The sequence below is a fragment of the Acetatifactor aquisgranensis genome (genome assembly GCF_943193215.1).
Taxonomy (GTDB): Bacteria; Bacillota; Clostridia; order Lachnospirales; family Lachnospiraceae; genus Acetatifactor; species Acetatifactor aquisgranensis.
This window is the reverse complement of record NZ_CALPDH010000007.1, coordinates 24,901-45,556: the sequence shown is the minus strand read 5'-3', so window position 1 is coordinate 45,556 and position 20,656 is coordinate 24,901. Positions and strand designations below refer to the sequence as shown.

12 protein-coding genes are annotated in these 20,656 nt (G+C 53.0%); 8 read left to right on the top strand and 4 right to left on the bottom strand.

Translation table 11 applies throughout. From position 1 onward, the window contains the following. Position 1: 1 nt before the first annotated feature. Positions 2-3,760: a helicase-exonuclease AddAB subunit AddA gene (addA, locus tag NFS35_RS07900; RefSeq protein WP_251206584.1), complete on the top strand. Its 3,759-nt coding sequence runs from the start codon at positions 2-4 to the stop codon at positions 3,758-3,760. A 45-nt stretch (positions 3,761-3,805) separates the two neighbouring features. Further along, positions 3,806-3,928: a hypothetical protein gene (locus NFS35_RS28975; protein ID WP_275564669.1), complete on the top strand. Its 123-nt coding sequence runs from the start codon at positions 3,806-3,808 to the stop codon at positions 3,926-3,928. A 172-nt stretch (positions 3,929-4,100) separates the two neighbouring features. Here the strand turns inward: NFS35_RS28975 and asnB are convergent, their stop codons facing one another. The 4 genes from asnB to NFS35_RS07880 form a co-directional block, all read right to left on the bottom strand. Then, positions 4,101-5,999 carry an asparagine synthase (glutamine-hydrolyzing) gene (asnB, locus tag NFS35_RS07895; RefSeq protein ID WP_251206583.1) on the bottom strand — a complete coding sequence of 633 codons (1,899 nt, stop codon included), beginning with the start codon at positions 5,997-5,999 and terminating at the stop codon, positions 4,101-4,103. 138 nt (positions 6,000-6,137) lie between these two features. Further along, positions 6,138-7,562: a hypothetical protein gene (locus tag NFS35_RS07890; RefSeq protein WP_251206582.1), complete on the bottom strand. Its 1,425-nt coding sequence runs from the start codon at positions 7,560-7,562 to the stop codon at positions 6,138-6,140. A 4-nt stretch (positions 7,563-7,566) separates the two neighbouring features. Then, positions 7,567-9,153 carry a sensor histidine kinase gene (locus NFS35_RS07885; protein WP_251206581.1) on the bottom strand — a complete coding sequence of 529 codons (1,587 nt, stop codon included), beginning with the start codon at positions 9,151-9,153 and terminating at the stop codon, positions 7,567-7,569. Further along, positions 9,140-9,820, bottom strand: a complete 681-nt coding sequence (locus NFS35_RS07880) for a response regulator transcription factor (protein WP_251206580.1) — start codon at positions 9,818-9,820, stop codon at positions 9,140-9,142. The genes NFS35_RS07885 and NFS35_RS07880 overlap by 14 nt, the downstream gene beginning before the upstream one ends. Positions 9,821-10,137: 317 nt before the next feature. Here NFS35_RS07880 and NFS35_RS07875 point away from each other — a divergent pair, with 317 nt between their 5' ends. The 6 genes from NFS35_RS07875 to NFS35_RS07850 all read left to right on the top strand — a co-directional run bounded on the left by NFS35_RS07875 (position 10,138) and on the right by NFS35_RS07850 (position 20,515). Then, positions 10,138-11,349, top strand: a complete 1,212-nt coding sequence (locus NFS35_RS07875; protein WP_251206579.1) for an AfsR/SARP family transcriptional regulator — start codon at positions 10,138-10,140, stop codon at positions 11,347-11,349. Positions 11,350-11,422: 73 nt separating this feature from the next. Further along, positions 11,423-11,800: a hypothetical protein gene (locus NFS35_RS07870; protein ID WP_251206578.1), complete on the top strand. Its 378-nt coding sequence runs from the start codon at positions 11,423-11,425 to the stop codon at positions 11,798-11,800. A 12-nt stretch (positions 11,801-11,812) separates the two neighbouring features. Next, positions 11,813-12,334 carry a hypothetical protein gene (locus tag NFS35_RS07865; RefSeq protein ID WP_251206577.1) on the top strand — a complete coding sequence of 174 codons (522 nt, stop codon included), beginning with the start codon at positions 11,813-11,815 and terminating at the stop codon, positions 12,332-12,334. A 69-nt stretch (positions 12,335-12,403) separates the two neighbouring features. After that, entirely contained in the window at positions 12,404-12,994 is a 591-nt protein-coding gene (gene lepB / locus NFS35_RS07860) for a signal peptidase I (RefSeq protein WP_251206576.1), read from the top strand. A 30-nt stretch (positions 12,995-13,024) separates the two neighbouring features. Next, the gene (locus NFS35_RS07855; protein WP_251206575.1) at positions 13,025-18,424 is read left to right on the top strand and encodes a DUF7601 domain-containing protein; all 5,400 of its coding nucleotides are present in this window, start codon (positions 13,025-13,027) and stop codon (positions 18,422-18,424) included. A 105-nt stretch (positions 18,425-18,529) separates the two neighbouring features. Beyond that, the gene (locus tag NFS35_RS07850) at positions 18,530-20,515 is read left to right on the top strand and encodes an isopeptide-forming domain-containing fimbrial protein (protein WP_251206574.1); all 1,986 of its coding nucleotides are present in this window, start codon (positions 18,530-18,532) and stop codon (positions 20,513-20,515) included. The last annotated feature ends 141 nt before the right edge of the window (positions 20,516-20,656 follow it).

The window sequence follows — 20,656 nt, the reverse complement described above, 5'->3', positions numbered from 1 at the left end:
TATGGCAGTAACATTCACGGAAGAACAACTTATGGCCATCGAACTGCATGGCCGGAATATTCTGGTGTCGGCGGCGGCGGGCAGCGGCAAGACTGCCGTGCTGGTGGAGCGCATCGTGCGGATGGTCTGCGACGAGGAACATCCCGTGGACATCGACCGCCTGCTTGTGGTGACCTTTACCAACGCGGCGGCAGCGGAGATGCGGGAGCGCATCGCGGCGGGCATCTCGAAACGGCTCGCGCAGCGGCCGGATTCCGCGCATATCCAGAGGCAGTCCACCTTGCTGCACAATGCCCAGATTACCACTATAGACAGCTTCTGCCTGTTCCTGCTGCGGAACCACTTTAATGAAATCGGCCTGGATCCGGCTTTCCGCATTGCCGATGAGGGAGAAGTCCGGCTGATGCAGCGGGAAGTGCTGGAAGAACTGATAGAGGCGGCGTATGCCTCCGGCAGCGAGGAATTCAGGTATTGCGTGGAATATTTCTGTCCCGGAGGGCGGGAGAGCGTTTTGGAGCAGCATATCCTGAATCTGTCCCGATACGCCGCCAGCTTCCCATGGCCCGCGAGGTGGCTTGCCCGGCGGAAAGAGGATTATAATGGGAGCACAGTGGAGGAGATGTGCGGCAGCCCCTATGCAAAATGGCTGCTGGAGCACCTGCGCCGTCTCCTTGCGGGATGTGTGGAGAAGCTGGAACGTGTGCGCACGCTCTGTGAGGAGCCGGACGGCCCCTATATGTACGGGGAGCTGGTGGACCGGGAACTGGAACAGCTGGAGCAGCTGATGCATTGCGGTTCGCTGGAGGAATACGGCGTGAAAATCCCTGCCGTGAACTTTGGACGGCTGCCCTCCAAAAAAGATGACAGCGTCTCTCCTGTAAAGAGGGAGCTTGCCAAACAGATGCGGGCATCCGTAAAGGAAAGCGTTCAGAATATAGAGGAGCGCTACTTTGCCACGCCCCTGGAGCTTGCAGCCAGACAGGGAGCGGCATGCGCGGGGCCGGTGGGCACTTTAATCGATCTGGTACTGGACTTCGACAGGCGGATGCAGGAAAAGAAGCAGGAGAAGAAAGCCATAGACTTTTCCGATATAGAGCATTTCGCGCTGGGAATTCTGCTGGAAGTCGAGGGGGAGGAAGTGCGGCCAAGTGCCGTTGCGCTGGAATACAGACAATATTTCGTCGAAATATTGACGGATGAATACCAGGACAGCAATCTGGTGCAGGAATATCTGCTGAAAGCGGTATCCGGTGAGGAGGACGGACAGTTCAACCGTTTCATGGTAGGGGATGTGAAGCAGAGCATCTATAAATTCCGTCTGGCCAGACCGGAATTATTCCTGGAAAAGTACAACAGCTATGAGGGGCTGGACGCAGGCGACTGTCTGCGAATCGACCTGGCGCGGAACTTCCGCAGCCGTCTCCAGGTGGTGGAGGCCGTCAATGATGTGTTCAGCCGCCTGATGAGCGAAACGGTAGGGGGCATCCCTTATGATGAGCGGGCAGCCCTGTATCCCGGGGCGTCTTACCCGGAGAGCGGAGACTGCTGCAGTGAACTGCTGCTGGTGGAGAAGCCCGGCAAGGAAGATGACTTGGGGGCAAAGCAGGCCGAAAGCCTGGCTATAGCCCGGAAAATCAAGGAACTGCGGGAAAGCTTCCTGGTGACCGACAAGGAGACCGGCACACTGCGGCCGGTGCGGTACAGCGACATGGTAATCCTGCTGCGCACCAACAGCGGCTGGGACGAGGAATTCAAGGAGGTGCTGGAACAGGAGGGAATCCCGGTATATATCACCTCAAAGACGGGATATTTCGCGGCCGCCGAGGTGCAGGAGCTGCTGCAGCTGCTGCGGGTGCTGGACAATCCCAGCCAGGACATCCCGCTGTTCGGAGTCATGAAGTCCGTATTCGGCGGCTTCTCGGAGGAGGAGGCCGCAAGAATCCGCAGCAGGACAAAAGGCGGCAGCCTGTACGAGGCGTTGAAGCGGTTTGCGCAGGAATATGGACAATGGGAGGAGGATGGAGCAAAGGGCAGCGTTTTGGACGCGGAGGACATCCGGGAAACGAAAAGCAGCACGGCAGACGGCACGGCCTCATGTGCGGAGCCGGCCGGGACGACGGGAACAGATTCGGCAGAGAAACAGCTGGCCGAAAAAGCCGCCGCTTTCCTGCGCATGATAGCGGAATACCGCGGCTGCACGGTCTATCTCCCTATCCGCGCCCTGCTGACGAAGCTTACCAGCGATTTCGGCTACCTGGATTACGTCACTGCGCTTCCGGCAGGGAGCAGGAGGCGGGCAAATGTGGAAATGCTCCTGACCAAGGCCTCGGACTTCGAGAACACCAGCTATTTCGGCCTCTTCCATTTCATCCGTTATATGGAGCAGCTGGAGAAATATGACGTAGACTACGGCGGAGCAGAGCTTCTGGACGAGAACGCGGATGTGGTGCGCATCATGAGTATCCATAAGAGCAAGGGCCTTGAGTTCCCGGTCACTTTCGTGGCGGGATTGAGCAAGCGTTTCAATATGCAGGATGTGAACCAGTCCCTGATACTGGACATGGACCTGGGGCTCGGCACCGATTACGTGGATCCCGTGAGACGCATCCGGAACAAAACCCTGCGCCGGACGGCCCTGTCAGGCAAGCTGCGGGAGGAGAGCCTGTCCGAGGAACTGCGCCTGCTCTACGTGGCCATGACCAGGGCCAGGGAGAAGCTGATTCTGACAGGCGTGGCGGAGCATGCGGAGGAAGTCTGGGAGCAGATGAAAGAGGCCGGCCAGGAGAGGCTGACCTATCTGGATTTCATAGAAGCCGGAAGCTACATGGATTTTCTGCTGTCCGTCCTGCCGAATACTTGTGTACAGGTATCCGTGCAGGGGCAGATGCAGGAGGTGAGGCAGGAAATCAGGGAACAGATTCAGCTCTACCAGAAAAAGGCGGCTCTGGAGCAGGCAGGGCAGTTCGCGGACGCGGAAGCGGGAAAGAGGCTGGCGGACAGGCTGAATGCGGTCTATCCCTATGCCATGCTGTCTGACCTTTATACGAAGACTACCGTGTCCGAACTGAAGATTGCCGCCATGGCAGACCGTGATGAGGCGGCGTACCATACCTTTGAGGAAAAAGAGATTCAGCCCTATATCCCCCTGTTCCGCAGGGGCGAGGAAAAAATCAGCGGCGCAGTCAGGGGCAATGCCTACCACAGAGTCATGGAACTGCTGGATTTCCAGGCTGTCCTGACGGCCTCCATAGATGGGGATTCCCATACCGTTTGGCATCCGGAAGACTATGAGACATACAGACAGGGTCTGTCTTCTGAGAGGCTGGCCGCAAGCCTGCAGGCCTTTTTGAAAAAAGAGGTAGAGAGCGGCCGCCTAACCGAGGAATATTTCCAGGCAGTGCGCACACGGAGAATCGAGAAATTCCTGTCCTCGCCGCTGGGCTACCGGATGTGGCAGGCGCAGCAGCGTGGCAGCCTTTATAAGGAGCAGCCTTTTGTGCTGGGCATTGACGCACGCCGCCTGAAAGGCGATTTTCCTGACACAGAGACAGTCCTTATCCAGGGAATCATAGACGTATTCTTCGAGGAAGAGGACGGACTGGTTCTGCTTGACTACAAGACGGATTCCGTCTCCTCCATGGAGGAACTCTGGAACCGCTACGAGACCCAGCTGGACTACTATCAGGAGGCCGTCCAGAAGCTTTTTGGAAAACCGGTGAAAGAAAAGATATTGTACTCTTTCCATCTGGAGACCTGTTAGCCGGAGCGCGCGCTGACGAGGCTGCAGGAGGAACTGGCGGTATACATGAACCAGGGGAATGTAAGGATGTGCGGGGTACATTTCAAATTGGCCCTGGAGAACCAGGACTCGGTGAACCTGACCTATCCCATGGCGCCTGATGGAGCTGGACGCTGTGGCTTACGGTAAGGAAATCGAAGAGCTGCAGGAACAGAATGTGCTCAAAGGGGCAAAGTATGGGGAAGAAGACGATTTTAAGTACTGCTATAAAAAGGAGAACCGGATTGAGCCCATTCTGAACCTGACTCTGTACCGGGGGAAAGAGAAGTGGAAGGAGCCCCTGACATTAAGGGGGGTGGCGTCAGGGCCTGCCCCCGCCCTCTTCCGGGAAATAAATCCCATACCATATCAAAAAAGCATATACAGCCCAAAGCTTCCGGTTCGTATTGCCCCGGCCGAAGCCTCTTCCTGCCAGCAGCTCTTCCAGCGCATCCCGGTTGAAGAACCTCTCCGCCGCTGGTGAATCGAAAGCCCTGCGTATGGCCTCCGTGCCCATCTCGGAAGTGAGGAAATGCCCCAGCGGAACCGGGAATCCCAGCTTTTTGCGGTTGGAACTGCTCTCTGGCAGATGCTTTCCGGCTACTTTCCGGAACAGATATTTCGACACCTGTCCTTTCTGTTTATACCTGGCAGGCAGCCGCCTGGCCACCCCGAAGACCTCCCTGTCCAGATAGGGAACCCGCAGTTCCAGCGAGTGGGCCATGCTCATCCGGTCAGCCTTTTGCAGGATATCTCCGGGCAGCCAGTGGAGCAAATCTATATACTGCATCCTGCTCGCCTCGTCCAGCTTTTCCGCATCCTCGTAATCCCCGGCCAGAAAAGTCTGGGGCGAGAGCGCTTTTGTCCTGCACTTGAGCAGTTTCCTGCGCTCATCTGCGGTAAAAAGATTCGCATTTCCGATAAACCGTTCTTCCAATGACATTGCACCGCGCATAAGGAAACTTCGCCCTCTGACGTTTGGCAGCCGTCCGGCGATCCGGGCGATTCTTTTCCGCAGGGACTTAGGCAGCTTCTGATACAGATGCAGGGACTGAGGCTCACAGTAGATACAGTATCCGCCAAACAGCTCATCCGCGCCCTCGCCGGACACCACCACCCGCACATGCCGGGCGGCCTCCCTGGACAGGAAGTACAGCGCCACCGCGGAGGAATCCCCCGAGGGTTCGTCCATATGGTACATCACCTCCGGCACGGCTTCCCAGAACTCTTTCTCGGAAATCCGCTTATTGTGCTGTTCCAGCTGCAGCTTCTCCGCCAGTTCCCTGGCCAGAGGAATCTCATTGTAATAGCCGTCCTCCTTGCCATAGCCCACGGTAAAGGTCTTGTCCCCCGAAAACTTGGCGGCAATCAGACTGGAATCCACGCCGCCGGACAGGAAAGTGCCCACCTCCACATCAGCGATCATATGGGCTTTCACAGAATCCTCAATAGCCTTATCCAGTTCGTCGATCCATTCTTTCTCGGATTTCGCATTCCCTTTCTCCATATCAGCAGGCGCCGGCATCGGCGAGAAATAACGCTTTGACGATAAAGAAGAATCGCTCTGCCGCCATGTAAGGCAATGTCCGGGCAGGAGCCTGCGGATGCCCTGAAAGAAAGTATCCTCCAGCACAGAATACTGGAAAGAGAGATACTGCTCCAGCGCCTCAGGATTCATGCGCTTCTCGCAGGCAGGATGGGGCAGGATTCCCTTGATTTCCGAGGCGAAGATGAACTGTCCGTCCGCGATGGTATAATAGAGCGGCTTTATCCCGAAAGGATCCCTGGCCGCGAAGAGCGTCCGCGCCTTTTCGTCCCAGATGACAAAGGCGAACATCCCACGCAGATGTTCCGGCAGGCGTTCGCCCCATTCCTCGTATCCGTGGAGCAGCACCTCCGAATCTCCCTGGCTGGAAAAGCGGTGCCCGGCATTTAGAAGCTCCAGCCGGAGGGCCTGGTAATTGTAGATTTCTCCGTTGAATACCAGCACCTTGTCCCCGGTCTCATTCACCATAGGCTGGACGCTGCCGCCAGGATCGATGATGGCGAGCCTTCGAAACCCCAGGGCAGCATGTACCGACAGCCAGCTTTGCCCCTGGTCCGGCCCTCTGTGGATCAAGGCTGTCATCATCCTTTCCAGTATCCGCTCCCTGGGGGGGCATGTCTGCCCATTGTTTCTGTCAGCTGTATCTTTTTCTATAAACCCGCATATTCCGCACATAATCCATACTCCTTCGTCTTTCCTCAGATGTTCTTTTTTGTATGGATTAAGCATAGCGGACAGCTGTTTCCTATTTTCAGCATTTATGTATCAAAAATGTTTCAGGTTGTAAATTCTTTGACGCGGCGGTAAGGGCGTCTACAGTTCCAGCACGATGCACCGCCTGTGGCCCGTGCCCTGGTTCTCGTATGTCTCCAGCAGAATACGGCCTGTCTCATCATCGTATTCCATGCTGATGAGATTTAGCAGATTCTTGTACAGCATGTACCCCTCCCCGTCTCCCTCAGGGTAGAGATAGAGATCTGCGGACAGGATTCCCCAGTACTCCTGCAGCGCCGCGGGAATGCTGTCTTCCTGGCTGTACTGTGCGCCCGGGCTGGCATTGACATTCTGCTCAAAAGCATCCCGGGTTTCCTGTACGAGAGCTGCCAGGATACCGCCGGAGGGCAGCGGCAGGAAATCCCAGATAAAGTCCGGGAAATCTCTAACGGTTTCTGATTCGATGTCCTCTGCTATAACCAGACGGCAGAGGGTGGCCGGACCTGAAAGACAGTAGATTACGGCTCCATCGGAAGAATACTTGTAATGGGGAAGGGGAGTCCCCTGGTAGTCCGGCAGAAGCGTCTGGGCACTTGCCATGCCCTGCAGCAGCGCACCCGCTTCGTCCAGAAGAGAGGCGTCCGGCGTTATCTCCTGACCGGGTGGGAAATAGTTCTCCATGATGCAGAGAGAACTGCCGCTTTCCTGGAACAGACTGATCAGTCCGGCATTATCCCCATCGCTGTAGAGCTTCGCGTCCCACAGCTGGCTAAAGCTCTTGTCGGTGGTATGCAGCAAAGAGGGCGTATAGAGCGCCTGATCCGGCGCCAGAAGCCGGGCGGCAGTGTCCGCCGCCCACCAGAATGCGTCATCCCGGGAGGCAGTCCGGCTGCAGTCGTATACAGGGACCAGCCGGTTGAAGGAAACGGAGGCTCCGCCCGCGTCAAAGGTAACCCATCTGCCGTCCGGAGAAAAGGAACCCCGTATGGCATCGGAGGCCTCGGAAGTGCCCTCATACAAGAGCAGAGGCTCCGCTTCTCCCAGCGTGTAGAGCCGGACTATGAGCCTGTCCCAGAAAGAGGACCGGATATACACCAGCAGCTGCTTCCCGTCAGGAGAGGGCAGGATCCGCTCGATATACAAGTCTTTTGCCATCTCTTCTCCGGGGGGATCGCTTAGGTCTTCCCGGATCTCCCAGAAGTCCCCGGTCACATCGTAGAAGCCATATCTGTAGTCGACTTCCCGATACTCCAGCACTTCGCCGGACTCCTGTCCGCCCAGGGAGAGGATGTGGATTTCATTGTCGCCGCAGCCTGACAGAAAAGCGCTTTTTCCCAGCTGGGGCAGAGTATCATAAGTATAGGTATAGATTTTTTTCACTGTGAAATCGCCGGTTGCGGTCCGATTCTCCGCCTCGTCCCCGGAGGAAGCGGCCTGGGGCAGCAGCATGGTCTTTTCCTCCGGCGTACAGCCCGTGAGCAGCAATGCCGCAGGAAAGAGCAGGAGGGACATGCGTTTTTGCATGAAGCTAGATATTATGCCGCTGTATGCGCCGCAGCTGCGGATTTTTCTTCGCTTTCGGCTCTTCCGGCCCGGAAGTTTCCAAAGTATCATCATTTCCATCCCTTTCTTCTTTCAGGCGGATATAAAATGTGGTTCGGGCATTGTCCTTGTTCTTCACGCCGATGAGGCCCTGGTGCTCGTCCATGATTTTTTTGCAGATGGAAAGGCCCAGGCCGGCGCTGCCCTGCTCTCTGGACCTGGCCTTGTCCACCCGGTAGAAAGGCTCGAAAATTCGCTCCTGTTCCTTGGCCGTAAGCCCCTTTCCCTGGTTGCGGACGAACATCCACACATAGCCTTTGCGTCTGGAGCCGCTTATCAGGATAGAGGAGTGGCTGTCTCCATATTTGACGGCATTGTCCACCAGATTGACCAGCACCTGCCGGAGCCTCTCCTCCACGCCCCATGTCCAGAGAGGCTCCGGCAGATCTGTCTCAATCCGCATTTCATAGCGCTGTGCCTTGATTTCCAGGGCCTCGGCCACGCTTTTTGCGATGCGGGTCAGCTCCACGGGCCGCATCTCCATATAGATGCCCTTGTCGGACATGTCCAAAAGCTGCAGCACCATCCGGTGCATCCGGGTGCTCTCCTGCAGAATCTGGCTCAGTCCCTGGCTGGCAAGCTGCCTGTCCGCCCCCTGATCCGCCTCCATGAGCTGCGCATAGCCCTGGATGGTGGTCAGAGGGGTCTTCAGCTCATGGGTCATATTATTGTAGAATTCCTGCCTGCTCCCTAAGAGGGAGACAATCTGCTCCTTGTCCGCCTGCATCTTCTGGAACTGGGAGTCTATGGTCTCCAGCATCACGCTGAAATTCCGGGACAGTTCGCCCACCTCGTCTCTGCGGCCGGAATCCGCCAGCTGGGCCAGCATCTGCATGTCCACCTGCTCCCTGGAGAAATCCCGCACCACCTGCCTGGTGATTTCCGTCAGCTTCCCCACGGGCACCAGCAGCCTGTTGATGAAGAACGCCAGCAGCAGGAATATCAACGCGTACACTGCGGCGGTAATCTGGTATACCAGCTGCTCGTTCTGCTTCACCTGAAGATAGAGCCTGGAGGTGTCCATCTGATACCGGATAATGCCGATAGTGCGGTTTTCGATGGTCACAGGCATGGAAAGATAGACCAGCATGGTGTCCGCGTCGGGATAGGTCATGGTAAAGGCGGCGTTGCCCCCTATGGCCTCTGCCAGATCCGTGCCGGTCTGTTCCTCCTGTATCTGCCTGTTGCCGCCAAGATACTCCCCCTGGGTATCCAGCACGCTCAAAGCGTTCCCGCCCAGAGGGCGCAGCTCCCGGACAATGTCCTCCGCAATCTGCAGATATCCTTCTTCGTCATTGTTCGCCCCCTGCAGCATCAGGAGCTGCCGGATATAAATCAGCGTGTTTTCCTGGCGGCCCTGGAGCTCCCGGATAATCTGCGACTCAAGGCTCTGCCAGAGCTTGGCATGGATGCCGCTGTAGAGGACGCCTCCGCCCGCCAGGAAGAGTCCCAGGATGACGAACATCATCTGCCGCCGTATGCCGAGACGACAGCGCCCCTTACTGCGGGACATACTTGTAGCCCACTCCGAAGACAGTCACCAGCATCCCGTCCAGCTCCGCCTTTTTGCGGATGCGCTGGACATGAATGTCCACGGTCCTGGTGTCCCCTGCGAAATCATAGCCCCATATCTGGTCCAGCAGGGCGGTTCTGGTGAACACTTGACGGGGATGCTTCAGGAAACAGATCAACAGCTCATACTCCTTGGGAGTCAGGCTCAGCAGCTCATCGTGTTTGTAGACGCTGTGCTCCCGCTCTATCACAGTCAGATGCCCGCAGACAAGGGGCGCCTCCTCCGACGCTTCCCGTACCTTGTCGAACCGGCGCAGGATCGTGCGCACCCTGGCGACCACTTCCCGCAGGTCAAAAGGCTTGGTGATATAATCGTCCGCTCCGGACTCCAGGCCGTAGAGTTTGTCCTCCACGGTTCCCCTGGCGGTGAGCATGATGATGGGAATCCGGTACTGCTCCGTGAGCATCCGGCATACGTCCACCCCGTTGATGTCCGGCAGCATCCAGTCCAACAGCACCAGATTCGGCGGCTCCCTGCGGGCCATGGAGAATCCCTCGCTGCCCGTGTAGGCGCACCGCACCTGAAACCCTTCCTTTTCAAAGCCGTATTTGAGAATATCCGCGATTGGCTTCTCGTCCTCGATGACCAAAATCTTCTTGTCTTCCATCTGTATTTCCTCGTAATAATATGTGTCCGCGTCTTCCGGCGGGAAATTTTGTTAAGGAATCGTCAAAGTTATTTTTTGACAATCTCAGATTATACAGGTTAAGTATAACGCGGATATCTCCGAAATGTAAAGAGGATGTATCTAAATCTGTGTAAGATCATTTTGTGTTGCAAAACGAAAACGAGGCGAGTATACTAATTGGAGGCAGATTTATTTCGGGAGAGACCAGAAAGAGGAGCAGGACTATATTGGATAGCTGAAAGCAGCAGAGAGGGAGGGGCGGAGGAAACGGAATTCTTTCCGCGACAGCATAATATATGGAAGAAACTAAGACTATACACTTTGAACTATTGGGTTCTTTCTCGTGCAGGGAGGCGCGGGGAGGAGAACGGAAAAATACCACAGCGGGAAGAAAAGCCCTGTCTTTTCTGCAATATCTGATTGTGAACCACGCAAGGAACGTGGCTACGGAAGAACTGATCGGCCAGTTCTGGGCTGATCAGAGCAGCGATCCGGCCAACGCTCTGAAAAATATGGTCTATAAAAGCAGGAATCTGTTAAAGAACATGCTTCCGGAGGAAGAGGAACTGATAGTGACGCTGCCGGGATGTTACGTCTGGAATCCGGAGGTGCCGGTGGAGCTGGACTCGGAACTGTTCGAGCAGGCCTGCCTGGATGCCAGGAAGCATTCAGGCAGGGAATACCTGGAATACCTGATGAAAGCGCTGGCGCTGTACAAAGGGGATTTCCTCTCCGGCAACGACAGCGACTGGGCGGTCTCCCTGCGGAGATATTACCAGACCCTGTACCTGGACATCTGCAAGATGACCCTGCCGCTGCTGCATGAGCAGGAGAGATGGGCAGAGATGATAAGCATCTGCGAGCAGGCGGCTGCCGTGGATTTCGGTACGGATACCTTTATCGTATACCAGATGCAGGCGCTGATCGCCATGGGACAGCCGGAGCGGGCGTCCCGGATTTACCAGTCTTTCCGGGAGCTGCTCTGGCAGGAATTTGAGATTGAGCCCTCTGAACAGGTAGAGCAGATGCATATGCTGGCGGAAAGCATGTGCCAGAGTAATATGAGCAACCAGGACATCCTGAAGCTGGTGGCGGAGAAAGAACTGGACGGCAGAGCCTTTTTCTGCACATTCTCGGTCTTCCAGAGCATGGTGGCCCTGGAGAGGCGCCATATGGCCCGCTCCGGACTCAAGTCCACTATCGCCACTGTCAGTCTGGGCAACAAAGTGACGCCCACCACGGACGCCAGACGCCTGGAGCGGGTACTGCTGGAGGGATTAAGGACAGGAGATCCGGTGGCCAGGCTGGACGCAGGCTCCTACATCCTGATGCTCACCGGGGCGGGCGAGGAGAATGCCCTGATGGTAATGGAACGTATCGACAGGACGTTCCATAAGATATATTCCCATTCCAAAGCCTGCATTTCTTTCCGGGTGCTCCCGCTGGAGCCGGCGGCACATCCTGCGGAGGAAACAGAAAATTTACAAAAAATAAATGTCAATAATTAAAAGAAAGTGACCAGATGATGACCGGGGGCTGTTATAGTAGAACTACAAGTAAGAGGAAGAAGGTGGCTGTGAGATGATGCTCCGGGAAAAAATGTTTCCCTGCCAGAGCCGAGAGGCAGTGGTAACCATACAATTCTATCGCAACGGCATTATGGACGGCTATCTGCAGCATCCGAGACTGGCCGGAAGAGAGAAAGTACAGAGCCTCTCGCAGATGGTACTCCTCCTGAACAGTCTGATAGACATGGAAGATTGTCCCAATCCTTCCCCGTCCCTGGTCCCTGTGAATGAGGAAAAGAAAGAGAAGACCACGGTATTTAGGATTCAGATACTTTTCAGAGAGCACTACACATGGCAGGGCCGGTTAATCTGGCAGGATACGAATCAGGAAATCGTATTCCACAGCGCCATCGAACTGATACAACTGATTGACGAAATCTTAGGGGAATGAACGAGGCTTAGTATGACGGAGAAAGAGTTAAGAAAACTGCACAGACACGACCTTTTGGAACTGCTGGTAGAGCAGAGCAGAGAAGCGGCAAGGCTTGGGGCGGCGCTGAAGGAAAAGGAAGAAGAACTGACAGCATCCGGGGAGAGCAACGAACGCCTTAAGGCCAAGCTGGACGAAAAGGATGAACTGATAGAGAAGCTCAAAGGCCGTCTGAACGAAAAGGACGCGGAGATGGCAGAAAAGGCAGCAGGCATCGAGGAGGCGCTGGAGCGCCTGAAAGCCAAACTGAACGAGAAGGATGCCGGCATGGCAGAAGAGGCGGCACGCACAAAGGAGACCTTTGAACGCCTTAAGAATAAGCTGGACGAGAAAGACGCTCTGATAGAGAAATTACGGGCCCGCCTGGACAACCGGGAAGAAAAAATAGCGACGCTGGAATCGGAAGCGCTGCATCTGAAATCCGACAGATGGAAAGAACTGCAGAAAAGCGGATTGCCCACGGATATGCTATCGAAGCTGAAAGCATTGCTGTAAGAATCCGGCAGGCAACGGAACCGGCCGGAAAAGCGGGAGAACGGAATTGCGCGAGACAGAGGTTTATAGATGAGTGAGGAAAAGGAAAAGAAGCAGGCGTTGCCGGATCTCAGTCTGCTGGAGGCGGAGCTGGAGAGGGAACGGTATAAAAACAGATATGGCAGAGTGCTCAGAAGCACAGTGTTTTCCCTGATAGTGGTTGCGGCAGTGGCGGTATTGATTGCGGTGCTGCTGCTCCCGGTGCTCCAGATCAGCGGAACGTCGATGACGGATTCCCTGCAGGATAAGGACATCGTGGTGGCGCTGAACAGCAACAGATACCAGAAGGGCGATATCATTGCTTTCTATTATAACAACAACATCCTCATAAAAAGGGTAATCGCCTCGGCGGGAGAGTGGGTGGACATCGATGCAGACGGAAATGTCTATGTGAACGACGAACTGCTGGATGAACCCTACGTCACGGATAAGGCCCTGGGGGACTGCAACATCACCTTGCCCTACCAGGTGCCGGACGGAAGATGCTTCGTCATGGGAGACCACAGAGCAACGAGCATAGACAGCCGGAATACGGCGGTAGGATGTGTCAGCAATGATATGGTAATCGGAAAAATATTGGTTCGTGTCTGGCCTATGTCAGGATTCGGACTGGTGGATTGATAAATACCGGTAGAAGGAAGGAGACGCATTATGAAGGATTTTTTATCACAGGCGGGAAAGCTCTTGAAGGAACACAAACAATATAAACGTCAGCTGACAGTTTTCCTGTGCCTGGCTGTGATAGTCGCTTTCGGCACAGTCACGGCGCTGAAGCTGTATGGCCAGGCAATGACGCATAAGACGGAAGTGCTTGAATGCGGATACGAAGTGCATGAACATACAGAAGAATGCTATGAGAGGGATGAGGATGGGAATCTGGGCACGGAACCTGTCTGCGGCCTGGCCGAGTACGTGATTCATGTCCATAATGACCTGTGCTACGACGCGAAAGGCAATCTTGTCTGCACTATGGAAGAGCATGAATCCCATGAGCACGAAGAGGAATGCTATACCACAGAGAAAGTCCTGATATGCGGCATGGAAGCTGTTGAGAATACGGAAGAGTCCGGCAGCAGCACAGCAGAACCAGAAAATACGACAGAGCCGGCAGCTGCAACAGAACCGACAGCAGAGGCTCCGGCCAAGCAGGAAGACCCTGTCTGCGGCAAGGAAGTCCATGAACATGTTGAAACATGCTATGAAAATGCGGTTTCCTGCGGTTACGAAGAGCATGTTCATAATGATGGCTGCATAAGCCATGACCTAAACTGCGAAGTGGCGGAGCATGCACATGGTGACGGATGCTACGATGAAGAGGGCAATCTGGTCTGCGAAATGGAAGAGCATGCACATGTGATAGGATGCTATGATACAGAAGGAAATATCATCTGCGGACAGGAACATGAACATATCGCCGGATGCTATATAAATGCTTATACATGCGGGCAGGAAGCACATACCCATGAGGAGGGATGCTACACATCAACCCTTACCTGTACATTGGAAGAACATGAACATACAGAAAATTGTTATCAAAAGCCTGCAGCGGCGCCGGAAACCAGCGCAGCGCCTGCTGAGCCGGCAAAGACCGAACCGGGGGCAGAGAGCGGGACGCCGAAAGGGCATGTACACACAGATGCCTGCTATGAAGAAGTGACCACGCTGATTTGCGGAGAATTGGAGCTGCATACCCATGACGACAGCTGTTATGATGAGGAATGCTTCGACGAAGACGGCAATCTGATTGAGGGGAGCAGGGTATCCTGCGGGCTGCTCCAGCTGGAAGAACATGTGCATACACACACGGACGGCGAGGACAGCTGCATCAGGACAGTGGAGCTGACTCCGGAAGAAGTGGCGGCCCTGGAGAATGGAGCGAAACTCCATATTCATGAGGAAAGCTGCTACGACGAGGAGGGAAACCTGATCTGCGGACATGATGCCACACATATCCATGTGCCGGAGTGCTATGACGATGCCGGAGAGCTGATCTGCGGATATGGGACAGCAATCCATGTACATGAGAACAGCTGCTATGACGAAGAGGGCAATCTGATCTGCGGTTACGAGACAGCAACCCATGTGCACGGGGACAGCTGCTATGACGCGGACGGAAATTTGCAGTGCGGCTATGAGGCGGCATCACATGTGCACGAGGACAGCTGCTATGACGCGGACGGCAATCTGGTTTGCGGCTATCTGACGGCAAGCCATGTACACGAAGACAGCTGCTATGACGCGGACGGCAATCTGCAGTGCGGCTATGAGACGGCAAAGCATGAGCATGAAGACAGCTGTTATGACGAAGAGGGCAATCTGATCTGCGGCTATGATCAGGACGGCGTCGCTTTATCAGCGCTCTATTGCAAGGAAAGAATCCATGCCCATGATGACAGCTGCTATGATGAGGAACAGAATCTGGTCTGCGGGAAAGCAGATTTCGCAGTCCACACCCATGCAGATGACTGTTATAACGTTGAAGGCCAGCTGATTTGCCCGCTGCCAGAGATAGAGGCCCATGTCCATGGAACAGAATGCTACCCTGAGGGGGATACAGAGGGCGAAGCAGAACCTGCCTGCGGCAAGGAAGAGATACAGCTTCATACCCATACGGAAGAGTGCTATGACGAAAACGGAGCATTGATTTGCGGACAGTTAGAAATCCTGGAACATGTCCACAGCGAAGCATGCAGAGTATCCAATCAACTGATTACGAAGACTTTTGAGAGTGAGAACTTTATCGTTACCGCTGCCTATAAGTCGGATGCCGATATCCCTGACGAGGCAGAGCTGATTGCGGAGCAGATTACCGAGGAGAGCGACAGCGAGCATTACGCGAAGCGCCAGGCGGAGTATCAGGAAGCCCTGGGAGACGACATGGCCACCATGCGGGCTTTGCTGAAAATCGGCTTCTATGTAAACGGCCAGGAAGTGGAGCCGGAGAGCCCGGTCACCATCACCATACAGTTCCTCAACGAGGACGGCCTGGCAGAGGGCAAGCCCATCACGGTCATCCACTTTGCGGAGGACGGCACGGAGCTGCTGGAGGGCAGCAAGGTGGAGGGCGGCAGCACCACCTTTGAGATGGAGAGCTTCTCGGAGATTGCTGTCGGGTACGGCGTGGAGAACGTGAAGGTTCCGGTGGATGCGGAACTGAAGTATGAGACAGATGAATTCGAGGTCACATTTCGGATAGAGGGCGAAGTCAATGTTCCCGTTGGGGAGACGGAACCGGAGGAAGAGCCAGGCGCGGAGGGAGAAGCCGCCGCGCCCGACAGTTCTGCGGAAAGTGAGGCGGAAGAGAGCGGTACCGGGGACGATGCTGCGGATGAAGAAGCCGAAGAGGGAACAGATGACGCTGAGAGCGCCGAGCTTCCTGAGGGGAGCGAAAGCGGCGAAGCGGAAGACAGCGGCGATGTGGAAGCAGATGTTATGACTTCGGAGAACGGCGTCTCTGTCATTATTGAGAACAGCGATTTGGATAAGGAACTGGAGTTCCGTGTCGACCCTTTGAACGAGAATGCGGAAGAGTATGCCAAGGCTGCGGCCGCGGTGTATGCGGACGGGACAGAGGGAGCGGATGAGCTTGATGACCAACTGTTCCTGCAGGTGCTGTCTTATAAAATGATATATGACGGCAAGAAGCTGGATTTGTCGGACTGTACGGTGACAGCGGAGGTGAAGCCCAGCGAGGCGCTGGTGGAATATGCGGAAACGGCTGTGGATCCGATGACGCTGGATTTGGATGGTGAGGAGCAGATAGCGGATGGCGTGGAAGTTAAGCCGGAGGTGGTGATTACTGCTGTAGAGATGACAGAGGATGCAGCGGAAGGTGAAATTGCTGATGCTATGGTAGTAGGTTATGAGGCAATGGCGGCACCGATGCTCTTGACTCTGAGAAACGAAGACGGAACTGTAGCAATCGTGGGAACCAGCCAGGCGAATCCTGAGTTTACTGTGGAGTTTTATGCGGAAATCGATGTGCTTGCTGATGCAAAAGAGAACAATACCATTACAGTTATTGATACAGCGAAAAGAGATGCCGATGGAAATCTGACAAGCGCCGGTGAGGGTGGAAATCTGCCGATAAACGGCACTGAGCAGAATAAAACTCCGAATAAAAAACTGAATATTAAAGTGGCATCTGACGGAACAGTCGAAATGGAAAAAAAACTGACAGAGGTTTACTCGTCAGGTTCATATGATTATATTTCAGCGCCGGGTCTTGTGTATTTTAATAAAATTGCGAAAAACGATAATTATGTCCTGAAAGAAATCACGGTGCAGAGGAAAGGGAGTGGTGTATGGGAAACGTACAGCTGCGAAAATGGAAAGGAGTGGCATTTTACTAATAAGCAGCAGACAAGAGATGAGTATCCAGATGAATTTATATTGATTACATCAGATGCAACGATTCGGCTAGTGCATACGGTGAAAACAGATACTGTGAAGAACGGGGCGAATTTCTATGACTATGATGTTTCAAATGGTAATCTGTATAAAGCTGCCAATGCCATCGAGGCGAACCTGGTGAATCGTGGGGATGCAAAGACGCATGACAGCGGTGCTCTGTGGTATATGTATACGAACCGACAGGGAATTAACAGCAATTCGCCAGATCAGACATTCGGATTCGGTAATTCGGAAGGATTAATGAAGACTACCATGGGCGATATCGTGGGAAACAAGGCAAATAGTCTGAATGCTGCCTATGGCAGCCCTACTTTCGGATTGGTTACAGGTTTGAAGGATGGAAAGATTCAGTATGCTGGCAACGTGAAAGCTCCTAATCTTTTCAATGATGGGAGTGCAAAGGGAAAGTCTGAATATGTCGGCGACCTTATTTTCAGTCAGAGCGGTGATACGTATACGCTGACCGGGGTAGAGGTGAAGGAAAAAGGCAATATTGTAAGCAGCCAATATGGCGTAGATAAATTTAAAAGGCAGAGACCTAATTGGAATAACACCTATTATTTTGCCGGTAATGACTTTTACCCGTTGGATGGTGTCAGCTCTGCGGGCACTGCAGGACATGATTTAATGTTTGGTAAGCCGAATGGAAAGAATGCTAGTGGAGGCGATATAATAACTACTTTAAGTAGTTTTAGCAGTGCTTCGAATACTTTGGGAGCGCCGGTATCCGATGACGGCGAAAACCATAACCACTACTTCGGAATGCATTATACAGTTGACTTTGATTTGGTGGAGGATTACGTAGGACCCTTGGAATACCTCTTCTATGGCGATGATGACATGTGGGTGTTTCTTGACGGCCCTGGATATACAGGAAAACTGATTTGCGATATCGGCGGTGTGCACAGCTCTGTGGGCGAATATGTGAACCTGTGGGATTACATCGAGAAAGGAACAGAAGGACATTACAAACTCACATTCTTTTACACAGAGCGAGGCGCTTCCGGTTCCACCTGCTGGATGCAGTTTACGCTTCCGTCCGTATCCTTCGCTACAACAGAACAGGATACAGGGGAGCTGAGAATTCAAAAGAAAGTAAATGGGTCAACGGGTGCTGGAACCGGCGAAGAGACTAATGAAGTGTTTGGTTTTGAGATTCAGTTCAGCGATGCTTCAGGAAATAGTTTGAAGGATGATTATTCCTATACCAAGTTTGATGCTGGGAATAATGTGGTTGGCAATGATATCCTGATATGGAATAACGCTAAGTTCACATTAAAGAAGGGGGAATATATCGTTATAAAATATCTTCCCCATGGTTCGCACTACACCATCAAGGAGGTAGGTCCTGTGACAAATATCTCCGGTGAACAGGGAGAAGGGCTTCAATGGGAAGAAAGTAGCAGCAATCCTTATCTGCCGGAGACTTCAGGCGGAAATGGCAATGGCTCAGGCGTTGTTACAGGCACCATATCCAAGAACAGCCAGGTGGAAATTGAGTACAACAATGTCCTTAAATTCGCACTTCCCGAGACCGGCGGCTCCGGCACAATCCTATATACAATGGCAGGCGGCATAGCCCTTCTGTTTGGCGCAGGCTTTCTGTATAAAAAGAAATTCAGAGAAAGGAGGGGATGAGGGGGATAACCTCTTGAATCTGAAAAAAGTAACAGTTAATTTGTGGGAGCTTACCCACGCGGCTTCAGACAAGTAAAGAATATGAAAGAAAAGGAGATTAAAGTTATGAAGCGTATGAAAAAAATAGTCAGCATATTGCTGGCGATGGTCATGGTTCTTGGAATGAGCCTGACTGTATTTGCTGCAGACAATAATCAGCATACGATTACGGTTACTCAGAACTCAGCTGATAAGACGGAGCACACATATGATGCTTACCAGATTTTTGCAGGTGACCTTGCTGAGAAAGAGGGCAAGAAAGTACTTTCAAATATTATCTGGGGTTCCGGTGTAAACGGAGATGCTTTATTGAAGGCTTTGCAGGCAGATGAGACATTTAATGTTGTTGCAGGCGAGAATGAGAGTGATCCTAAGACAAATGCATTCGCTGGTTGTACAACAGCTGCACAGGTAGCACAGGTGCTGAGCGGTGATGCATTTGGAAGCAGCACTGTAAGTACCTCAACATTGACAGATGCTTTCGCAAGAGTTGTTGAAAACAATTTAACGAAAACTGTTGCAGGAACAGCAACTGGTGAAGGAACCGTTGAGATTGAGGTTACAGGTTCTGGATATTACCTGATTAAAGACCAGGATGGCACTGTAGATACTGTTGCTAATGGCGCATACAGCAGATTCATGCTGGAGGTTGTCGGTGATGCAACTGCAACTGTAAAATCCGAAGTTCCCAGCGGCGACAAGAAGGTTTATGTCAACGGTACCGAGCTTGGTGATGCCAACAATGCGTCCATTGGTTCCCATGTATCCTATCAGATTACCAGCAAGGTTCCGAACCATGTAGGTTATAACTATTATTACTTCATCATGAACGATACTTTGAGCGAAGGTCTGACATTTGATGGAGTTGGGAGCGTTGCGGTTAAGGTTGGAGATGCTACGTTAAAACAGGGAGTAATAGGTGAGGATGGTAAGATTACGGAAGAGGGCGATTACTATGTTTATACGGGTGCTACCGTAGCACCGAAGACTTTCCGCCTTGCATTCGCAAATATCATGGACTATACCGTTGGCGCTGATATTGTTGTAACCTATTCCGCAACTGTAAATGATAAGGCAGTCGTAGGCACTACTGGTAACCCCAATACCTGGAACCTGCAGTACTCCAACAATCCGGATGACACATTTGACGGGGAGCGTCCCGATGGAGAAAATACACCTGGTCTGCCTGCTGACGAAGAAAATGAAGCTTTAGGCCAGACTCCGGATGAGAAGACCCTGACCTATGTAACGGAACTGGATATCACCAAGTATGCAAACTCTGTTGCAGAAGACCATCTGCTGGCAGGCGCTGAGTTCACTTTGACAGGTATCTCCAAACAGGTTGTCCTGAATACAGTAGATTACTATGAAGCAGCTGAGAATGGAACATACTATCTGCTGCTGGATGGAACCTATACTGAAACTGCTCCTACAGGAACTGCGTATGTGGAGATTGGTGTTGGTACAAAGGATACTACAACAGGCTATATCAAAGATGAAAATGGAGGCTATGTTGTTCCGACGGATAAAACTGCGTATGAAGGTCAAACTCTCTACAAGCTTGTTAAGGGCACAGCCGATAAGTATGCTGATGTAAACACAAAATACGAGAAGAAGACAGCAACAGAGACTACCTATGTAGATGCTGTTGTTTCCATCGAACTGACAACTGGAGAAGATGGTAAGATTTCCTTTAAGGATCTTGGTGCAGGTGAATACACCTTGACAGAGACCGTGACACCGGAAGGCTTCAATACGATTGAGCCGATTAAATTTGAAATAGTCTTCACGGCTCCGGATAGAGGGGTAGTCACTGGTGATGAAACCTGTATATGGGATATCGTAGTTAAAGAGGGTAGCTTTGAAGTGAGCGAAAGTGGCAATGGAAATTCTCTGGGTGGTGTTTTCTCAGCAAACATCATCAACCAGTCCGGTTCCCTCCTTCCTTCCACCGGTGGCATCGGTACCACAATCTTCTACGTAGTAGGCGCTGTCCTGGTAATCGGAGCAGGCATCCTTCTGGTTGCTAAGAAGCGTATGAGCAATCGCTAATCAGGATTGTTACGATACTTAAGTACATTTGAGAAGCAATACTTTCCGGGGACGGGATGTCCTGTCCCCGGTTATGCCATACTTAGCTGACACCTTCGCGTGGTGTATGGCGAGCAACGGATTTGGGCTGCTAAATCCGGC

What these genes read in the sequence shown, in the direction of transcription:
- NFS35_RS07875 (WP_251206579.1), top strand. Translation starts at nt 10,138, where the DNA reads ATGGAAGAAACTAAGACTATACACTTTGAACTATTGGGTTCTTTCTCG.
- NFS35_RS07880 (WP_251206580.1), bottom strand. Translation starts at nt 9,820, where the DNA reads ATGGAAGACAAGAAGATTTTGGTCATCGAGGACGAGAAGCCAATCGCG.
- NFS35_RS28975 (WP_275564669.1), top strand. Translation starts at nt 3,806, where the DNA reads ATGAACCAGGGGAATGTAAGGATGTGCGGGGTACATTTCAAATTGGCC.
- addA (WP_251206584.1), top strand. Translation starts at nt 2, where the DNA reads ATGGCAGTAACATTCACGGAAGAACAACTTATGGCCATCGAACTGCAT.
- asnB (WP_251206583.1), bottom strand. Translation starts at nt 5,999, where the DNA reads ATGTGCGGAATATGCGGGTTTATAGAAAAAGATACAGCTGACAGAAAC.
- lepB (WP_251206576.1), top strand. Translation starts at nt 12,404, where the DNA reads ATGAGTGAGGAAAAGGAAAAGAAGCAGGCGTTGCCGGATCTCAGTCTG.
- NFS35_RS07855 (WP_251206575.1), top strand. Translation starts at nt 13,025, where the DNA reads ATGAAGGATTTTTTATCACAGGCGGGAAAGCTCTTGAAGGAACACAAA.
- NFS35_RS07885 (WP_251206581.1), bottom strand. Translation starts at nt 9,153, where the DNA reads ATGTCCCGCAGTAAGGGGCGCTGTCGTCTCGGCATACGGCGGCAGATG.
- NFS35_RS07850 (WP_251206574.1), top strand. Translation starts at nt 18,530, where the DNA reads ATGAAGCGTATGAAAAAAATAGTCAGCATATTGCTGGCGATGGTCATG.
- NFS35_RS07890 (WP_251206582.1), bottom strand. Translation starts at nt 7,562, where the DNA reads ATGCAAAAACGCATGTCCCTCCTGCTCTTTCCTGCGGCATTGCTGCTC.
- NFS35_RS07865 (WP_251206577.1), top strand. Translation starts at nt 11,813, where the DNA reads ATGACGGAGAAAGAGTTAAGAAAACTGCACAGACACGACCTTTTGGAA.
- NFS35_RS07870 (WP_251206578.1), top strand. Translation starts at nt 11,423, where the DNA reads ATGATGCTCCGGGAAAAAATGTTTCCCTGCCAGAGCCGAGAGGCAGTG.